Here is a 14376-nt window from a genome sequence, read left to right as displayed (position 1 = left end):
AGCTCCGTTTAGCGTGGCTGCGGCATTATGGCCAGAGTGTCGCAGGCTGCGCCACCTGCGACAGATCGGAACAGGCTGGTGAGACTAGAATTCTCAATAATTCGCAGTCTCTTCGGCCATGCCGGTGAGCGTGATCAGCGTTCCTTGACGTAAGGCTCGCCGCCCGCCCGTGGCGGGATTGCCTTGCCGACCAGCCCGGCGAGAACAACCACGACGAGGATGTAGGGCAGCGCCTGCATGAACTGCACCGGCACCACGAACTCACCCACTTGGATGTTCTGGAACCGGTTGCCGACTGCGTCGAACAGACCGAATAGAAGGCACGCCATCAACGCATACCAGGGCCGCCATTTGGCGAAGATCAACGCCGCCAGCGCGATAAACCCGCGCCCTGCGCTCATGTCTTTCACGAAACCCGCCGCCAGGCTGGTGGCGAGATAAGCCCCCGCAATGCCGCAAAGCACGCCGCAGATCATCACCGCCGCATAACGCGCGCGCACGACCGACACACCGGCCGTGTCCACCGCTGCCGGGTTTTCACCCACGGCCCGGAGGCGCAGGCCGAACCGGGTCCGGAACAGCACCCACCAGGTCAGCGGCACAATCGCCAACGCGATATAGACCAAGATCGAATGACCCGAGATCAGCTCGGAATAGATCGGCCCGATGATTGGCACTTCGGCCATCGCGTCGGCGAAGGGCAGGGTGATGTTCTGAAACCGGGCATCGCCTTGCAGGGCCGGGGTGCGCCCGCCTTGCTGGAACCAGGTTTGCGCGATGACCACCGACATGCCCGCGGCCAGGAAGTTGATCGCCACGCCGGAGATCAGCTGATTGCCGCGGAAGGTGATCGAGGCCAGCCCGTGGATGCCGGACAGCACCATTGAGGCCGTGATCCCTGCCAAGAGGCCGATCCAGACATTGCCCGAGGTATAGGCGATGGCAGCAGAGAAAAACGCTGCCGCCAGCATTTTACCTTCAAGCCCTATATCGAAGATCCCGGCGCGTTCAGAATAGAGCCCGGCGAGACAGGCCAACAAAAGCGGCGTCGCCAGCCGGACGCTGGAGTCGAGGATTTGCAGAACAGTGAGGAAATCCATGGATCAGCTCCGGCTTGTGGCGAATTTGAAGGCGGCGAAGGTGAAGAACACGCCAAGCGTGCCCTCAATCCAGCGGCGCGCCTTTGCGTACCCCATCTGAACCGGGTTCGCGGATAGTGCCAGCGCCCAGAACGAATGGATGGTGAGCGAGACGAGAAATGCTCCGACAGAGAAACAGATGATAACCGTCAAGGGTGGCGGTGTCGTGAAAGCCACAGCCGCGATCGCCATCCAGTAAGCAAGAGCCTTGGGCGAACTCGCGCCTAGAAAGAAGCCTGTTGCAAAGGGACGCTCACTTTGTGTTGCGCTTGCGGTCTGGCACGGGGTTGTCGCGGCCCTACGGAAGGCGCGATACGCCAGCCATAGCAGGACCAAGACGCCGATCCAGCGCAAGATGGTCATACCCCATCCGAAGGTGGCGACCAGGGAGGCCAAACCAAAGGCCGTGACGAGAGCCAGCAAACTGGCCGAACTTGCCGTGCCCAGGGCGACGCGAAAGGCTTGCCTGCGGGCCCCGTTCGCTCCGAAAGAAAGAATGGCCATCACAATGGGTCCAGGTGTTAACGCAGAGGCGATCTGGATGGCCCAAGCGGCCAGAAGGCCGGGGAGATATATGAGAAGCTCCGACATCGCTCTATACCCGGCTTGTGGCGAGTTTGAACGCGGCGAAGGTGAAAAGCGCGCCGAGCGTGCCCTCAATCCAACGGCGCGTTCGCGTGTAAAAGGCGATGACCGGCCCGGTCGAGAATGTGACGGCATAAGCCAGATGCACCAGGATCGACAGGATCATGGCACTGGCCACCAGCATCAACCCGATTTGCCAGGGGGCATTCGGCCCGAGGCCAATGGCCACAATCGCAATCCATTGCAGGGCGGCTTTGGGGTTGGTCATCTGAATGGTTAACCCGCGAAGAACCATGTTGTGGCCATCTGCGGCCCCGGCTTCAAGCGCGGCAGGGTCCGGCTTGGCAGCGGAGCGGAACGCTTTGAACGCGAGCCACAAAAGATAGGCGACACCGAAGATTTTCAGCACGATCATTGCGCCCGCATAAGCGGTCATCAATGTGGCCAGTCCGGCAACGGTCAAACTCGCCCAAATCCCAGAGCCGAGCCCGACGCCCAAGGCCAGCGCGGCGCCTTGGCTACGCCCTCGCGCCATTGAGGTGCCCATGACGGCCAGGATATTGGGGCCAATGGCCACGAACCCGAGTGAGAAAATCCCGAGGGCGAAAAACAGGTTGGGAAGATGCTCCGCAATCATGCCGCTCACTCCGCCGGGGTTTCTTGACCGCGCTCGGCGCGGCGGAAGCTCAGGAACAGTTTCTCCATCGGCATGCGCACCATATTGTCGAGCGCCCCGGTGAACAGGATCACAAGAGCCTGGATCACCACGATCATCTCGCGGCTGACGGCGGGCATCTCAAATTCCAATTCTGCACCGCCTTGGTAAAGCACGCCAAAGAGGATTGCGGCGAGGAACACGCCCACCGGATGCGAGCGCCCCATCAGCGCCACCGCGATCCCGACGAAGCCTGCGCCTTGCACATTATCGATGACCAGCCGTTCGGCCTCCCCCATCACCGCGTTGATCGCCATCAGCCCGGCCAATCCGCCCGAGATCAGCATCGAGATCATGATGATCCGCACCGGGTTGATCCCGGCATAAACCGCGGCTGTTTCGGAGTGCCCGAAGGCACGGATCTCATAGCCCAACCGCGTGCGCCAGATCAGCACCCAGACCAGGAAACAGGCCAGAACCGCGATCAGGAAAGCAATGTTCAGGGGCGTCGACGATCGGAAACCGAGCCAGGGCGCGATATCGGCCGCATTGGGCAGGTGCACCGCATCGGCAAATCGCGCGGTTTCCGGCGCCATCGAGCCCGGCACGCGGAACACATTGACCAAGAGATAGACCAGCAAAGCCGAGGCGATGAAGTTGAACATGATCGTGGTGATCACGATATGGCTGCCGCGTTTGGCTTGCAGATAGGCCGGGATCGCGGCCCAGGCTGCTCCGAACAGCGCCGCGCCCGTGCAGGCCGCAACAAGCGCCACGGACCAATGTGGCCAGGGCACCGTAAGGCAGATCACCGCCACGCCCAGCCCGCCAAGGGCGGCCTGACCTTCACCGCCGATGTTGAACATGCGCGCATGGAACGCCACGGCCACAGCCAGGCCAGTGAAGATGAAATTCGTGGCATAAAACAGCGTGTAGCCCCAGCCATAGGCCGAGCCCATCGCGCCACGGATCATGATCTGCATCGCCTCAATCGGGCTCTCGCCGATATAGAGCACGACCAGGCCCGAGACGACCAAAGCCAAGATCACGCTGATCAGTGGGATCAGGACCACATCGGCCCATTTTGGCATCTTCTCCATTACGCGGCCCCCTTGGTCATGCCCGCCATCATCAGGCCGAGTTCTTTTTCATCTGTTTCGGCGGGCAAACGCTCGCCCATGAAATGCCCGTCAAACATCACGGCGATCCGGTCACTCAGGCCGAGGATCTCGTCAAGCTCGACGCTGACCAGCAAAATCGCCTTCCCCTGATCGCGGAGCGCGATGATCTGTTGGTGAATGAACTCGATCGCGCCGATATCGACACCGCGCGTCGGTTGCCCGATCAGCAGCAAATCGGGGCTGCGTTCCATCTCGCGGGCCACAACGATCTTCTGCTGGTTGCCGCCCGAGAAATTCCGCGCGGGCAGGCGCGGATTTGGGGGCGTACGTCATATTGCTCCATCTTCGCAGCCGTATCCGCCCGGATCGCCGCGTTGTTCATCAGCACCCGATTGCGCTGGTACTTTTCGTCATGGTGATAGCCGAAGGCCATGTTTTCCCAAGCTTCAAAGGGCATGATCAGCCCTTCTTGCTGGCGATCTTCGGGCACATGCGCAATGCCGCGTTTGCGGCGTGATTGCCCGTCGGAGTGCTTGCCGGTCAGGTCAATCTCGTCATTGTTCAACACGACAGTGCCCGCCTGGGCCGGGATCATACCGCCCAACACTTCCAAAAGCTCGGTCTGACCATTGCCGGCCACGCCCGCGATGCCCAGAATCTCCCCGCCGCGTATTTCAAACGAAACACCTTTCAGCCGCTCGACGCCTTTGCCATCCTTGACCCGCAGGTCTTCGACTCTCAGCACCGTCGCGCCCAGATTGGCAGGTTGTTTATCCACGCGGAGCAAGACCTTGCGGCCGACCATCAACTCGGCCAGCTCTTGCGGCGAGGTCTCGGCGGTTTTCACCGTGGCCGTCATTTGCCCCCGGCGCATCACGCTTACGGTATCTGTCGCATCCATGATCTCGCGCAGCTTGTGGGTGATCAGGATGATGGTTTTGCCTTCTTCTTTCAGCCGCTCAAGAATACGGAACAATTGCGCGGCTTCGGCGGGCGTCAAAACGCCCGTTGGCTCGTCCAGGATCAAAATATCGGCTTGGCGATAAAGCTGCTTCAGGATCTCGACCCGCTGCTGGTGGCCGACGCTCAATTCTTCGACAATCGCGTCCGGATCGACCTCCAGCCCGTATTCACTGGCCAATTCGGTCAGCAGCTTGCGCGCCTTGGAGATCGAGGGCTGCAACATCGCGCCATCCTCGGCGCCGAGGATCACATTCTCAACAACCGTGAAATTCTCCACCAGTTTGAAATGCTGGTGCACCATCCCAATACCGGCGCGAATGGCGGCCTGGCTGTCGGGGATCGGTGTAAGCTGCCCATTGATAAAAATCTCGCCCGCATCGGCTTTGTAGAAACCATAGAGGATCGACATGAGCGTCGATTTCCCGGCGCCGTTTTCGCCGACAATCCCGTGGATTGTGCCGGGCTGGACGGAGATGGAGATGTCTTTGTTGGCCTGCACCGGGCCGAAGGCTTTTGAGATGCCTTTCAACTCAATCGCGGGGGCGGTCTGGGTCATGTGATGGTCCTGGCCGGGGTGCGGGTCTGCGACGCACGAATAAGTCTATGGAAAGGGCCGCTCACCGGCAGACCGGGGCGGCCCTTCCTTGTCTTTATGAAACGGCGCGGGGGCAGATGTCTATGCCCTGCGCCGTGTTCGTGATCACTGCATTGCCACCGGGCAGGTGCCGTCATCAGAGAAGTTATGCACCGTAATCTCGCCCGCGATGATCTGTTCACGTGCCGCGTCCACGGCGGCCATCATCTCTTCGGTGATCAACTCGGCATTGTTCTCATCCAGCGCATAGCCGACGCCATCTTCGGCCAGGCCCAGAACCACGAGACCGGGCTCGATATCGGTGCCAGCGGTGAAGGCGTTATAGACGGCCACATCAACGCGCTTCAGCATCGAGGTCAGAACCTGACCGGGGTGGATGCCGTTTTGGTTCGAGTCCACGCCGATCGACAGGATGCCTTCGTCAGCGGCGGTCTGCAGAACGCCGACACCGGTGCCACCGGCAGCGGCATAAACCACATCGGCGCCTTGCGCGATCTGACCACGGGTCAATTCACCGCCACGCACCGGGTCGTTCCAGGCCGCAGGGGTCGTGCCGGTCATGTTCGCAATCACGGTCGCGTCGGGGTTCGCCGCCACGACGCCCTGGGCATAGCCGCAGCCAAAGCGCGAGATCAGCGGGATATCCATACCGCCAACAAAGCCCACGGTGCCGCTTTCCGAGGCCATCCCGGCCAGCATGCCGACCAGGAACGAGCCTTCATGCTCTTGGAAGATGATCGACTGCACATTGGGCTGATCCACCACGCTGTCGATGATCACGAAGGTGGTATCCGGATAGTCGGGCGCAATGGTTTCCAAGGTCGAACCAAAGGCAAAACCAGCCATCACAATCGGGTTGGACCCGGCTTCGGCCAAGCGGCGGAGCGCCTGCTCGCGCTGTGCATCCGACTGCAGTTCGATTTCGCGATATTCGCCACCGGTCTCATCGGCCCAGACCTGTGCGCCATTAAACGCGGCTTCGTTGAACGAGCGGTCAAACTTGCCGCCAAGGTCAAAGACCAGGGCTGGGCCATCGGCCAAAACCGCCGTCGCGGTCAGCGCCGTTGCCGCAGCTGCGCCAAGCAATGATTTCATCAAGCTCATCTAGTATCTCCCAGTTGATGGCGGGCGCGAACCGATCGGTCTCAGCGCCCGCGAGCAAAAGATCTCGTGATCTCTGCACGGAATAAGGGCAAAGCCGGGCGGGGTGGTCAACCGGATTCTGGTGTTTGGCCGGGTGTGTTGGTGCGACCCAAGGTCAACTCTGTGGCGAATGATGCCGGTTTAATCACCGATTGCCTGCTCCATCATCACGGCATGATCTTTGCCACCATCTGGCAAAGTGTAATAATCTGGGCGTTGCCCGGTTTCGACGAACCCAGTCCGCTCATAAAGCGACCGGGCCGCGGCATTTGAGGCGGCGACTTCAAGAAACATTCTGCTGGCCTCTGCGTCCTGCGCAAAACGCATGGCCTCGGTCACGAGGTGCCGCCCCACGCCTTGCCGCCGCGCCTCTGGTGCAACTGCGAGGGTCAGAATCTCCGCATCCGGCGGCAAAAGGCGGAGCAGCAGGAAGCCGCTCTCATGATGAAAGAGATGGGCCGAGGGCGACGCCAGAAGCGCTTCAAATTCAGCTTCAGTCCAAGGGCGTTGCGTGTCGAACGCGGCGGCGTGGATCAGCGCGAGTCGGTTTGGTGTCATGCAAGGATCACAGGGGCCGCATGCCGCGATGGTGCGGCGTCGGCGGGCCGAACATAGAGCGGGGCAGGGCGCGGATGCGGTCCGCCGGCGATGAATTTGGACATGGCGATCCGGGCAAGCGGTTCCGCGATGTCGATCAGCTCGGCGGGGTGCGCCACAGCGCCGTTGCCAAGTTGCTCGGCAATCCCCGCTGCATCGTGACCGAGAACACGGACGCCATCTGGCAGATCAAGATGGTCGAGCGATTCCTCTGGGTCGGCTTGCGTCGCCGCACCATCGGTCACACCCGCTCTGAAGAGTTGTAGATAAGCGGTATTGCGTGGCCCGGGCAGGCTGACCAACTCCGCGCTTGCGTCGGTGGCACCAGCCATTTCACGCATCATTTCAAAGCTAGAGACGCCAATCGCGGGGATGCCAAGCCCAAGCGCCAACCCACGCGCGGCCGAAACCGCAATGCGCAACCCCGTGAAGTTACCCGGGCCGATGCCGACGCCAATTGCGGTCAGATCACTTGGCGCGACGCCCTGGCCCGCCATCATCTCTTGGATCAGCGGCATCAGGGCCTCTGCCTGGCCCTTCTTCATCGCCTCCTGGCGTGTGGCCAAAATCTGCGCGCCCGAGACGAGAGCGGCCGCGCAATGCGCGGCCGATGTATCAAACGCCAGTAGAATTGGGTCAGACCGCGACAGGGCGGACCTCCAACACTTCAGGAATATAATGACGCAGCAGGTTCTCGATGCCCATTTTCAGAGTCAGCGTGGAAGAGGGGCACCCGGCGCAAGCGCCTTGCATATGAAGATACACCACACCCCGGTCAAAGCCATGGAAGGTGATGTCACCGCCATCCTGCGCCACGGCGGGGCGCACGCGCGTGTCAAGCAACTCTTTGATTTGGCCGACAATCTCCGCGTCTTCACCATCATGCTCGGCATGGCCACCGGTGCCGCCACCTTCGCCATCCATCACCGGTGCGCCAGATTGGAAATGCTCCATGATCGCGCCGAGGATAGCGGGTTTCACATGATCCCATTCCACGGCCTCGGCCTTGGTGACCGTCACGAAATCGGTGCCGAAGAACACGCCGGTGACGCCTTCCACTGCGAAAACCCGGCTGGCCAGTGGCGATTTGTCCGCCGTCTCCGCGCTTGGGAAATCCGCTGTTCCCATCTCCAACACGGTCTGGCCGGGCAGGAATTTGAGCGTCGCAGGGTTTGGGGTCGATTCGGTTTGGATGAACATCGCAGCATATCCTTAGCGGTTTGGTCAGATATGCGCCTCGCAGCGCGGGAAGTCAAGTTTTGGAATGATTCTAAATCGGAAGCTTCCAATAGAAACGACGCCGCGTCGCCGCCGGGATAGGGCGGTGACACTGTGTCAGGTGATTTGTTCCAACTGCTCTTTTGACATCTCACCGGGCACAATCGTCATCGGGACAGGCAAAGTGCCCGCACTTTTCGTCAACGCGGTCACAAGCGGCCCGGGCCCGCCTTTGCCGGTGCCCGCCCCCAGGACCAATACGCCGATCTCGGGATCATCGCGCACCTGCGCCAAAATCTCGGTCTCCGGCTCGCCCTCCCGAATGACCAACTCCGGGTCCACGCCCTGCCGGTCGCGCATCCACTTGGCGAAGACGTTGAAATGCGCCTCGATCCGCTCGCGGGCCTCGGCGCGCATCATCTCGCCCACGCCAATCCAGTGGTTGAACTCATCGGGTGGGATCACCGACAATATCTCCACACCGCCGCCGGTATGGGCGGCCCGCATCGCGGCGAACCGCATCGCGTTCAGGCATTCGCGGGTGTCATCAAGCACCACTAGAAACTTGCGCATGGGTCAGTCCCTCCGGTGGGGCAGAATGGCGTGAAGCGGCGCCCCTTGCAACGGCTTTGACACCGGCTACTCTTGCGACATGTCGTTCTACCCGTTTCAGTTCAAGGCGCCTGTGATGCGACAGCACATGGGCAAAGAGCTGTATTACACCGTCGTGGTCCTGCCCGTCGATCTTGAGCCGCACCTGCCCTTTGATCGATTTCCGCGGCTGCGGGTCGAGGGGGAGGTGGATGGCGTGCCGATCGAGGGCACATTCATGCCCGGCGGCGGCTATTTCTACCTGATGACCCCGCGCAAACTTCTGAAAAAGCTTGGCAAAGAGGTTGGGGACGAGGTGACGGTCGATTTTGGCGTCGCCGACCAAGATGCAGTGCATATGCCGCCCGAATTAGCCGAGGCGTTAGACGACGCGCCCGATTTGGCCGAGATCTGGAACAGTTGGACGCCGGGTAAACGCCGCGGCTATGTCCATCGGGTGACAAGCGCCAAGGCCGCGGCAACGAAGGCCAAACGGGTAGCGGAAATCTTGGATCTATTGGCCGGCTGAGTGGGCCCAGTCCCAATAAAGCTCACGCGCCTTTCGGGTGACCGGGCCGATCTGGTAATGGGTGCCGTCAAACTCGGTGACGGGCGTCACCTTGTTGAGATTGCCCGACATAAACACCTCATCGGCCTCCCGGAAGTTCTGAAAACTCAACACCTCTTCACGCACGGTATAGCCATCGGCGCGTAGGTTCTTGATATGCCGCGCGCGGGTGATCCCGCTCAGGAAGGTGCCATTGGCAATCGGCGTGAAGACCACGCCATCCCGAACCATGAAAATATTGGCGGTCGCCGTCTCGGCCACATTGCCCATCACATCGGCGACCAAGGCGTTGTCATAGCCTTTCGACATCGCTTCGCCCAACATTCGGGCGTTGTTGGGATAGAGGCAGCCAGCCTTTGCATTGGTGACGTTATCGGCCAAAACAGGCCGGTGAAATTGGGTCGTCGTCAGGCGTGACGCGGCATCGGGCGTGGCCATCGGAATTTCTTCCAGGCAGATGGCAAAGCCGGCGGCTCCGTCCTTGGGAACGATCCCCATATGCCCGCCATCGATCCCCCAATACATCGGGCGAATGTAGATCGGCGTGCCTTTGGGGTAGCGTTTCAACCCCTCCCAGGTGATCTTGACCATCTCTTCCGCGCTTACCGTCGGCGTGATCATCAGAGCAGCTGCCGAGCGGTTGACCCGCTCACAATGGGCCATGAGATCGGGGGCGAGCCCATCCACATGGCGCGCGCCATCAAACACGGTGGTGCCCAGCCAGGATCCATGATCGGCGGCGCGCATAATCGGAACATCCCCATCATGCCAAGCGCCATCGAAATAGGTTTTGATATTGCTGCCGGTTGCCATGCGCCCCTCCTTCGCCTGTCGGAGGGGAGCATGGGGGAAGTTAGGTCAGAGGTCCAGACGTAAACCCAAGCTGATAATCCATGGACCCTTTCTTGGGCCCGACCGGGCGTGGTTTGGGTGTCGGTTTGACTGGTGTTTCCGCAACCGGCTGTACCGGTGTGTTCTTTGTCAGATATGTCATGAAAATGCTCCCTCAGGGTTTGAAGTCGCGGTCAGAGCAGACGCATATAAGTGTGCGATGCTGAAAGTCTAGCCGAATAGTGTAAAAGTTTTGTGCAGAGGTGAACAGACACCCCTCAGCCATTTAGTTGTCTTCGAAGGTCGCTTCCGCCAGAAGCGCCTGAAGGTCCAAGCGCGTGTTGACCATCTCGAGAGCGCCGTCAGGGCCGCGCGGCCAATCTTCCGGCGCGCGATCCCGATAGAGTTCGATCCCATTACCATCGGGATCAGAGAGATACACCGCTTCGCTCACCCCGTGATCCGCCGCCCCTTCGATGGGCACCCCGGCTGCGCGTACCTGCGCCACCGCCTGCGCCAATGCTGGGCGATCGGGATAGAGAAAGGCCGCGTGAAAGAGGCCGGTATGCCCATCAGGGGCGGGGCTGCCGCCTTTGCTGGACCAAGTATTCAACCCGATATGGTGATGATACCCGCCTGCCGAAAGAAAGGCTGCCTGATCGCCGTAGCGCTGCTGCAGTTCAAACCCCAACACATCTTGGTAAAACCCGATGGCCCGGTCCAGATCGGCAACTTTCAGATGTATGTGGCCGATGCGGGTCCCGGCTGGCGCGGTATAGGGCATGATATGTCCTCCTTCCCGCCAACGTAACTCTCCGGTCTGGGTCATAAAACCAACAGAGATGCAGAGCATCCGTGCATCTTTGTGCAAAGTTGTGCCGTGGTCTTGCCGCCGACCCGCCTAGACACTTGATGACGTCGTGCAAGCCGCACCGCGTCAAACGGCGCAGGCTCGGCAAGATCGTCGCAGATCAGCTTCGGATCATGCCCACGATGTCATAGGTCTGCTCCAAAATCGGCACCGTGATCTCGCGTGCGCGCTCCGCGCCACGCCCGAGAATCCGGTCGATCTCGGCGGGATCATCCATCAGGCGCGCCATCTCGCGCGCAATCGGGGAAAGCTTCGCCACCGCCACATCGGCCAAGGCGGCTTTGAAATGCCCAAAGAGCGATCCGGCATGCATATCGAGAACGGCTTGCGGCTCAATCTCGGCCAAGGCGGCATAGATATTCACCAGGTTCCGCGCCTCTGCCCGCTCAGCCAACCCATCCATATTGTCGGGCAGTGGATCGGGGTCCGTCTTCGCTTTGCGGATCTTCTTGGCAATCGCGTCGGCATCATCGGTCATGTAGATACAGGACGCGTCGGCGCCAGCCGATTTCGACATCTTCTTCGACCCATCGCGGAGGCTCATCACCCGCGTGGCCGCGCCTTCGATCACCGGCTCGGTGATCGGGAAGAAATCGACGCCGAAATCATGGTTGAACTTCGTCGCGATGTCGCGGGTCAGTTCTAGGTGCTGTTTCTGGTCCTCGCCCACCGGCACATGCGTTGCGTGATACACGAGAATATCGGCGGCCATCAGGGCTGGATATGCAAAGAGCCCGAGCGACGCGGCTTCGGCGTTTTTACCCGCTTTGTCCTTCCACTGGGTCATCCGACCCATCCAGCCCATCCGCGCGACACAGTTGAACACCCAAGCCAACTGCGCGTGTTCCGGCACTTGGCTCTGATTGATCAGGATGCTCTTTTCAGGATCGACGCCACTGGCGATGAACCCGGCACAAAGCTCACGCGTACTCCGCTGGAGATCGGCGGGGTCTTGCCAGACGGTGATCGCATGCAGGTCCACCATGCAATAGACGGTCTCGTGGCTGCCTGCCTCCTGCATCTCGACGAAATGCTTGATTGCACCCAGGTAATTGCCCAGATGCAGGTCGCCCGACGGTTTGATGCCGGAGAAGACCCGCGGTGTGAAAGATGATGTGGACATCTCTTGCCTGCCTTGTCGCTGTGCCAACTGCCCTCTGGCTTTCGGCTCCGGCCTCGCTTACCCATGACGCCACGGGCCGTCAACCAAGGGACAAACCATGTCAGACCCGAACGCTTCCCCGTTCAACGCCCTGCCGCCGGTGGTGATCGCGCTGGCGGTGGTGATCATCGGGCTTGAGTTGCTGTTTCAGGCCGCGACCGCCGGGTTCTTGGGTGGGCAGGGCGGTGTCGGCTGGCGCTTGGCGGCGATTGGCGACTATGGCGTCTTGAACGAGGTCGTCGACTGGATGCTGGCCAACAACACCTATCCGGGCGAACATCTCTTGCGCTTTGTCACCTATCCGCTGATCCATGGCGGCCTTGTCCATGCGCTTTTTGTCGTGGTTTTCGTTCTGGCCATCGGCAAGATGGTGGCGGAGGTGTTCTCTCCGCTGGCCTTCCTCGCCGTCTTCATGCTCTCGGCGATTGCGGGCGCGCTTGGCTTTACGCTCCTGCTTGATAGCCCCTATCCGCTGATCGGCGGCTACCCGGGCGTTTATGGTTTGATAGGCGCTTTCACCTTCCTGCTTTGGGTCAATCTGACGGCCCATGGGGCGAACCAATACCGCGCCTTCGTGCTCATCGGCGTGCTCTTGATGATCCAATTGATCTTCGGCGTGATTGACGGGGATTTTGGCAATGTGGTGGCCAATCTCTCCGGCTTCGCCACTGGTTTCATACTTTCATTTCTGGTCAGTCCCGGCGGCTGGCACCGGGTGCTGGCCAAGCTCCGGCAGCGTTAAGTCCGCCGGAGCGCGCTGCGCAATTCCGAGATGTGGAAGGCGTTCAGCATCCGCCCGAAGAGGAAATAGCTGAGCATCCCAAGGACAACCATCACGGCCAGCGCCGCATAGCGCCACCCGCTTGTGCCCAGCAGAGGCCCAAGCAACAGTTCCAGCCCCATCAACACGGCCCCCATCAGCGCCGAGGCCGCCACGATCCGCCAGACCCGGCGGCGATAGCGCGCATCGAAGCGCGCGACCTCGCCCATCGGTCTTGTGCCGCGTATCAGCAACCAGACCATCACCCAAGCGGCCACGGTTGTGCCAATCGCCGCGCCCAGAAAGCCGATGGCAAAGGCCAAGCCCACAGCCACGACCGCATTCACCACCATTGCGACGACGGCAAAGCGGAACGGCGACCGGGTGTCCTCGCGGGCGAAATAAAGCGGCTGCAGCACCTTTTGCAGCACAAAAGCTGGCAGGCCCAACCCATAGACCGTCAAAGCCAGCGCCGTGGCCGCCACATCATCCGGCCCAAAGGCGCCCCGCCCGAACAAGACCGAGACCAGCGGGATCGGGATCACCATCAGCGCCACCGCGGACGGGATCGTCAACGCCATGGACAGCTCCGCCGCTCGGCTAAGCGCCTCGCGCCCGCCTGCACCATCTTCCGCCCGAAGGCGTCGGGACAGATCGGGCAGAAGCACGATCCCAATTGCGATCCCAACCACGCCAAGGGGCAGTTGATAGAGCCGATCCGCAAGGCTCAGCCACACAATTGCGCCCTCAAAGAAACTGGCGACCTGACGGCCCACCAAAAGGTTGATCTGCACCACGCCGCCCGCCAACATCGCGGGCGCGGCAATGATCGCCAACCGCTTTAGATCGGGCGACAGAACTGGCATCTGCAACCGCATCCGAAACCCGGCCCGTGCGGCGGCGACCCAGACCAGCGCCACCTGGATCACACCCGCAACCAGCACCCCCAAACCAACATCGCGCCGGTATGCACACCGTCCAAAGCCTCAAATCCCGAGACGCCAACGACATCTTCCAAAACCCCGGATTGCGCCAACACAAGCGCGCCGATCAGAACCATGTTGAGCAAAACAGGCGCCGCGGCGGCGGCGGCGAAGCGGCCCGAGGCGTTCAATACGCCAGATAAAAGCGCCGCCAGCGAGATGAACAGGATATAGCCAAAGGCGATCCGCCCAAAGATGACCGCCAGATCAAACCGCGCATCGCCTGCAAAGCCGCTTGCCATCGCCAAGACCAGCCAGGGCATCGCAAGCTGCGCCAGAAGCGTAAAAGCGATCAGCACGGTCGCAAGCCCCGCAAAGGCATCCCGCGCGAAGCCCACGGCGTCCTCGCCCCCTTCGAGCTTCTTCGAGAAAAGCGGCACGAAAGCGGTGTTAAACGCGCCCTCGGCGAAGAAGCGGCGGAACATATTCGGCAGGCTGAACGCCACCAAAAACGCCTCCGCCACTGGTCCAGCGCCCAACGTCCCAGCAATCAGAATGTCGCGCAGGAAGCCAAAGATGCGGCTGAGCAGGGTCCAGACGCCGACGGTCAGAAACCCGGTCACCAAGCGGATTGGGCGTGCCGCGGCCATACCC

Annotated in this window: 15 protein-coding genes and 2 pseudogenes; 2 read left to right on the top strand and 15 right to left on the bottom strand. The window is 61.0% G+C overall.

Annotated elements, in window-relative coordinates:
• Positions 1-134 precede the first annotated feature (134 nt).
• The 10 genes and pseudogenes from QTA57_RS01755 to QTA57_RS01710 form a co-directional block, all read right to left on the bottom strand.
• The gene (locus QTA57_RS01755) at positions 135-1100 is read right to left on the bottom strand and encodes an ABC transporter permease (protein WP_290153299.1); all 966 of its coding nucleotides are present in this window, start codon (positions 1098-1100) and stop codon (positions 135-137) included.
• A gap of 3 nt (positions 1101-1103) precedes the next feature.
• On the bottom strand, positions 1104-1643 hold the full coding sequence (locus QTA57_RS01750; protein WP_290153298.1) for a LysE family translocator: 540 nt from the start codon (positions 1641-1643) through the stop codon (positions 1104-1106).
• Between the two features lie 91 nt (positions 1644-1734).
• The gene (locus QTA57_RS01745; protein WP_290153297.1) at positions 1735-2361 is read right to left on the bottom strand and encodes a LysE family translocator; all 627 of its coding nucleotides are present in this window, start codon (positions 2359-2361) and stop codon (positions 1735-1737) included.
• Positions 2362-2366: 5 nt separating this feature from the next.
• Entirely contained in the window at positions 2367-3479 is a 1113-nt protein-coding gene (locus tag QTA57_RS01740) for an ABC transporter permease (RefSeq protein WP_145211990.1), read from the bottom strand.
• Positions 3479-5019 (bottom strand): annotated as a pseudogene (locus tag QTA57_RS01735) (ABC transporter ATP-binding protein). Before QTA57_RS01735 ends, QTA57_RS01740 begins: the two are co-directional and overlap by 1 nt.
• Before the next feature lie 144 nt (positions 5020-5163).
• A complete protein-coding gene (locus tag QTA57_RS01730; protein ID WP_145211984.1) occupies positions 5164-6162 on the bottom strand; it encodes a BMP family lipoprotein in 999 nt (332 codons plus the stop codon).
• Positions 6163-6342: 180 nt separating this feature from the next.
• Positions 6343-6759, bottom strand: a complete 417-nt coding sequence (gene rimI / locus QTA57_RS01725; protein ID WP_290153296.1) for a ribosomal protein S18-alanine N-acetyltransferase — start codon at positions 6757-6759, stop codon at positions 6343-6345.
• Positions 6756-7424: a tRNA (adenosine(37)-N6)-threonylcarbamoyltransferase complex dimerization subunit type 1 TsaB gene (gene tsaB, locus QTA57_RS01720; protein WP_330696813.1), complete on the bottom strand. Its 669-nt coding sequence runs from the start codon at positions 7422-7424 to the stop codon at positions 6756-6758. Before tsaB ends, rimI begins: the two co-directional genes overlap by 4 nt.
• Positions 7425-7434: 10 nt before the next feature.
• The gene (locus QTA57_RS01715) at positions 7435-7998 is read right to left on the bottom strand and encodes a NifU family protein (protein ID WP_290153295.1); all 564 of its coding nucleotides are present in this window, start codon (positions 7996-7998) and stop codon (positions 7435-7437) included.
• Between the two features lie 135 nt (positions 7999-8133).
• Positions 8134-8589 (bottom strand): universal stress protein, encoded by a 456-nt coding sequence (locus tag QTA57_RS01710; protein ID WP_145211972.1) that lies wholly within the window; start codon positions 8587-8589, stop codon positions 8134-8136.
• 115 nt (positions 8590-8704) lie between these two features.
• Here QTA57_RS01710 and QTA57_RS01705 point away from each other — a divergent pair, with 115 nt between their 5' ends.
• Positions 8705-9136, top strand: coding sequence for a YdeI/OmpD-associated family protein (locus tag QTA57_RS01705; RefSeq protein ID WP_290153294.1), 432 nt, complete (start codon positions 8705-8707; stop codon positions 9134-9136).
• Here QTA57_RS01705 and QTA57_RS01700 read toward each other — a convergent pair.
• The 4 genes from QTA57_RS01700 to trpS form a co-directional block, all read right to left on the bottom strand.
• The gene (locus QTA57_RS01700) at positions 9122-9988 is read right to left on the bottom strand and encodes a branched-chain amino acid aminotransferase (RefSeq protein ID WP_290153293.1); all 867 of its coding nucleotides are present in this window, start codon (positions 9986-9988) and stop codon (positions 9122-9124) included. The genes QTA57_RS01705 and QTA57_RS01700 overlap by 15 nt on opposite strands.
• Positions 9989-10028: 40 nt before the next feature.
• Positions 10029-10169 (bottom strand): hypothetical protein, encoded by a 141-nt coding sequence (locus QTA57_RS01695; protein WP_171557533.1) that lies wholly within the window; start codon positions 10167-10169, stop codon positions 10029-10031.
• A 123-nt stretch (positions 10170-10292) separates the two neighbouring features.
• Positions 10293-10790, bottom strand: coding sequence for a VOC family protein (locus QTA57_RS01690; RefSeq protein WP_290153292.1), 498 nt, complete (start codon positions 10788-10790; stop codon positions 10293-10295).
• Between the two features lie 187 nt (positions 10791-10977).
• A complete protein-coding gene (gene trpS / locus QTA57_RS01685) occupies positions 10978-12000 on the bottom strand; it encodes a tryptophan--tRNA ligase (RefSeq protein ID WP_290153291.1) in 1023 nt (340 codons plus the stop codon).
• A gap of 97 nt (positions 12001-12097) precedes the next feature.
• Between trpS and QTA57_RS01680 the strand changes: the two genes are divergently transcribed.
• The gene (locus QTA57_RS01680) at positions 12098-12781 is read left to right on the top strand and encodes a rhomboid family intramembrane serine protease (RefSeq protein WP_290153290.1); all 684 of its coding nucleotides are present in this window, start codon (positions 12098-12100) and stop codon (positions 12779-12781) included.
• Here the strand turns inward: QTA57_RS01680 and murJ are convergent.
• Positions 12778-14372: pseudogene (gene murJ / locus QTA57_RS01675) on the bottom strand (murein biosynthesis integral membrane protein MurJ). The gene QTA57_RS01680 and the pseudogene murJ sit on opposite strands and share 4 nt — an antisense overlap.
• Positions 14373-14376 lie beyond the last annotated feature (4 nt).

The sequence above is a fragment of the Fontisubflavum oceani genome, from assembly GCF_030407165.1.
Lineage (GTDB): Bacteria > Pseudomonadota > Alphaproteobacteria > Rhodobacterales > Rhodobacteraceae > Rhodophyticola > Rhodophyticola oceani.
The sequence above is the reverse complement of the archived record's forward strand: the minus strand, read 5'-3'. Positions and strand labels throughout refer to the sequence as shown.

What these genes read in the sequence shown, in the direction of transcription:
- QTA57_RS01740 (WP_145211990.1), bottom strand. Translation starts at nt 3,479, where the DNA reads ATGGAGAAGATGCCAAAATGGGCCGATGTGGTCCTGATCCCACTGATC.
- QTA57_RS01690 (WP_290153292.1), bottom strand. Translation starts at nt 10,790, where the DNA reads ATGCCCTATACCGCGCCAGCCGGGACCCGCATCGGCCACATACATCTG.
- QTA57_RS01710 (WP_145211972.1), bottom strand. Translation starts at nt 8,589, where the DNA reads ATGCGCAAGTTTCTAGTGGTGCTTGATGACACCCGCGAATGCCTGAAC.
- QTA57_RS01705 (WP_290153294.1), top strand. Translation starts at nt 8,705, where the DNA reads ATGCGACAGCACATGGGCAAAGAGCTGTATTACACCGTCGTGGTCCTG.
- QTA57_RS01745 (WP_290153297.1), bottom strand. Translation starts at nt 2,361, where the DNA reads ATGATTGCGGAGCATCTTCCCAACCTGTTTTTCGCCCTCGGGATTTTC.
- QTA57_RS01695 (WP_171557533.1), bottom strand. Translation starts at nt 10,169, where the DNA reads ATGACATATCTGACAAAGAACACACCGGTACAGCCGGTTGCGGAAACA.
- QTA57_RS01680 (WP_290153290.1), top strand. Translation starts at nt 12,098, where the DNA reads ATGTCAGACCCGAACGCTTCCCCGTTCAACGCCCTGCCGCCGGTGGTG.
- QTA57_RS01730 (WP_145211984.1), bottom strand. Translation starts at nt 6,162, where the DNA reads ATGAGCTTGATGAAATCATTGCTTGGCGCAGCTGCGGCAACGGCGCTG.
- QTA57_RS01755 (WP_290153299.1), bottom strand. Translation starts at nt 1,100, where the DNA reads ATGGATTTCCTCACTGTTCTGCAAATCCTCGACTCCAGCGTCCGGCTG.
- trpS (WP_290153291.1), bottom strand. Translation starts at nt 12,000, where the DNA reads ATGTCCACATCATCTTTCACACCGCGGGTCTTCTCCGGCATCAAACCG.
- QTA57_RS01715 (WP_290153295.1), bottom strand. Translation starts at nt 7,998, where the DNA reads ATGTTCATCCAAACCGAATCGACCCCAAACCCTGCGACGCTCAAATTC.
- rimI (WP_290153296.1), bottom strand. Translation starts at nt 6,759, where the DNA reads ATGACACCAAACCGACTCGCGCTGATCCACGCCGCCGCGTTCGACACG.
- QTA57_RS01750 (WP_290153298.1), bottom strand. Translation starts at nt 1,643, where the DNA reads ATGGCCATTCTTTCTTTCGGAGCGAACGGGGCCCGCAGGCAAGCCTTT.
- QTA57_RS01700 (WP_290153293.1), bottom strand. Translation starts at nt 9,988, where the DNA reads ATGGCAACCGGCAGCAATATCAAAACCTATTTCGATGGCGCTTGGCAT.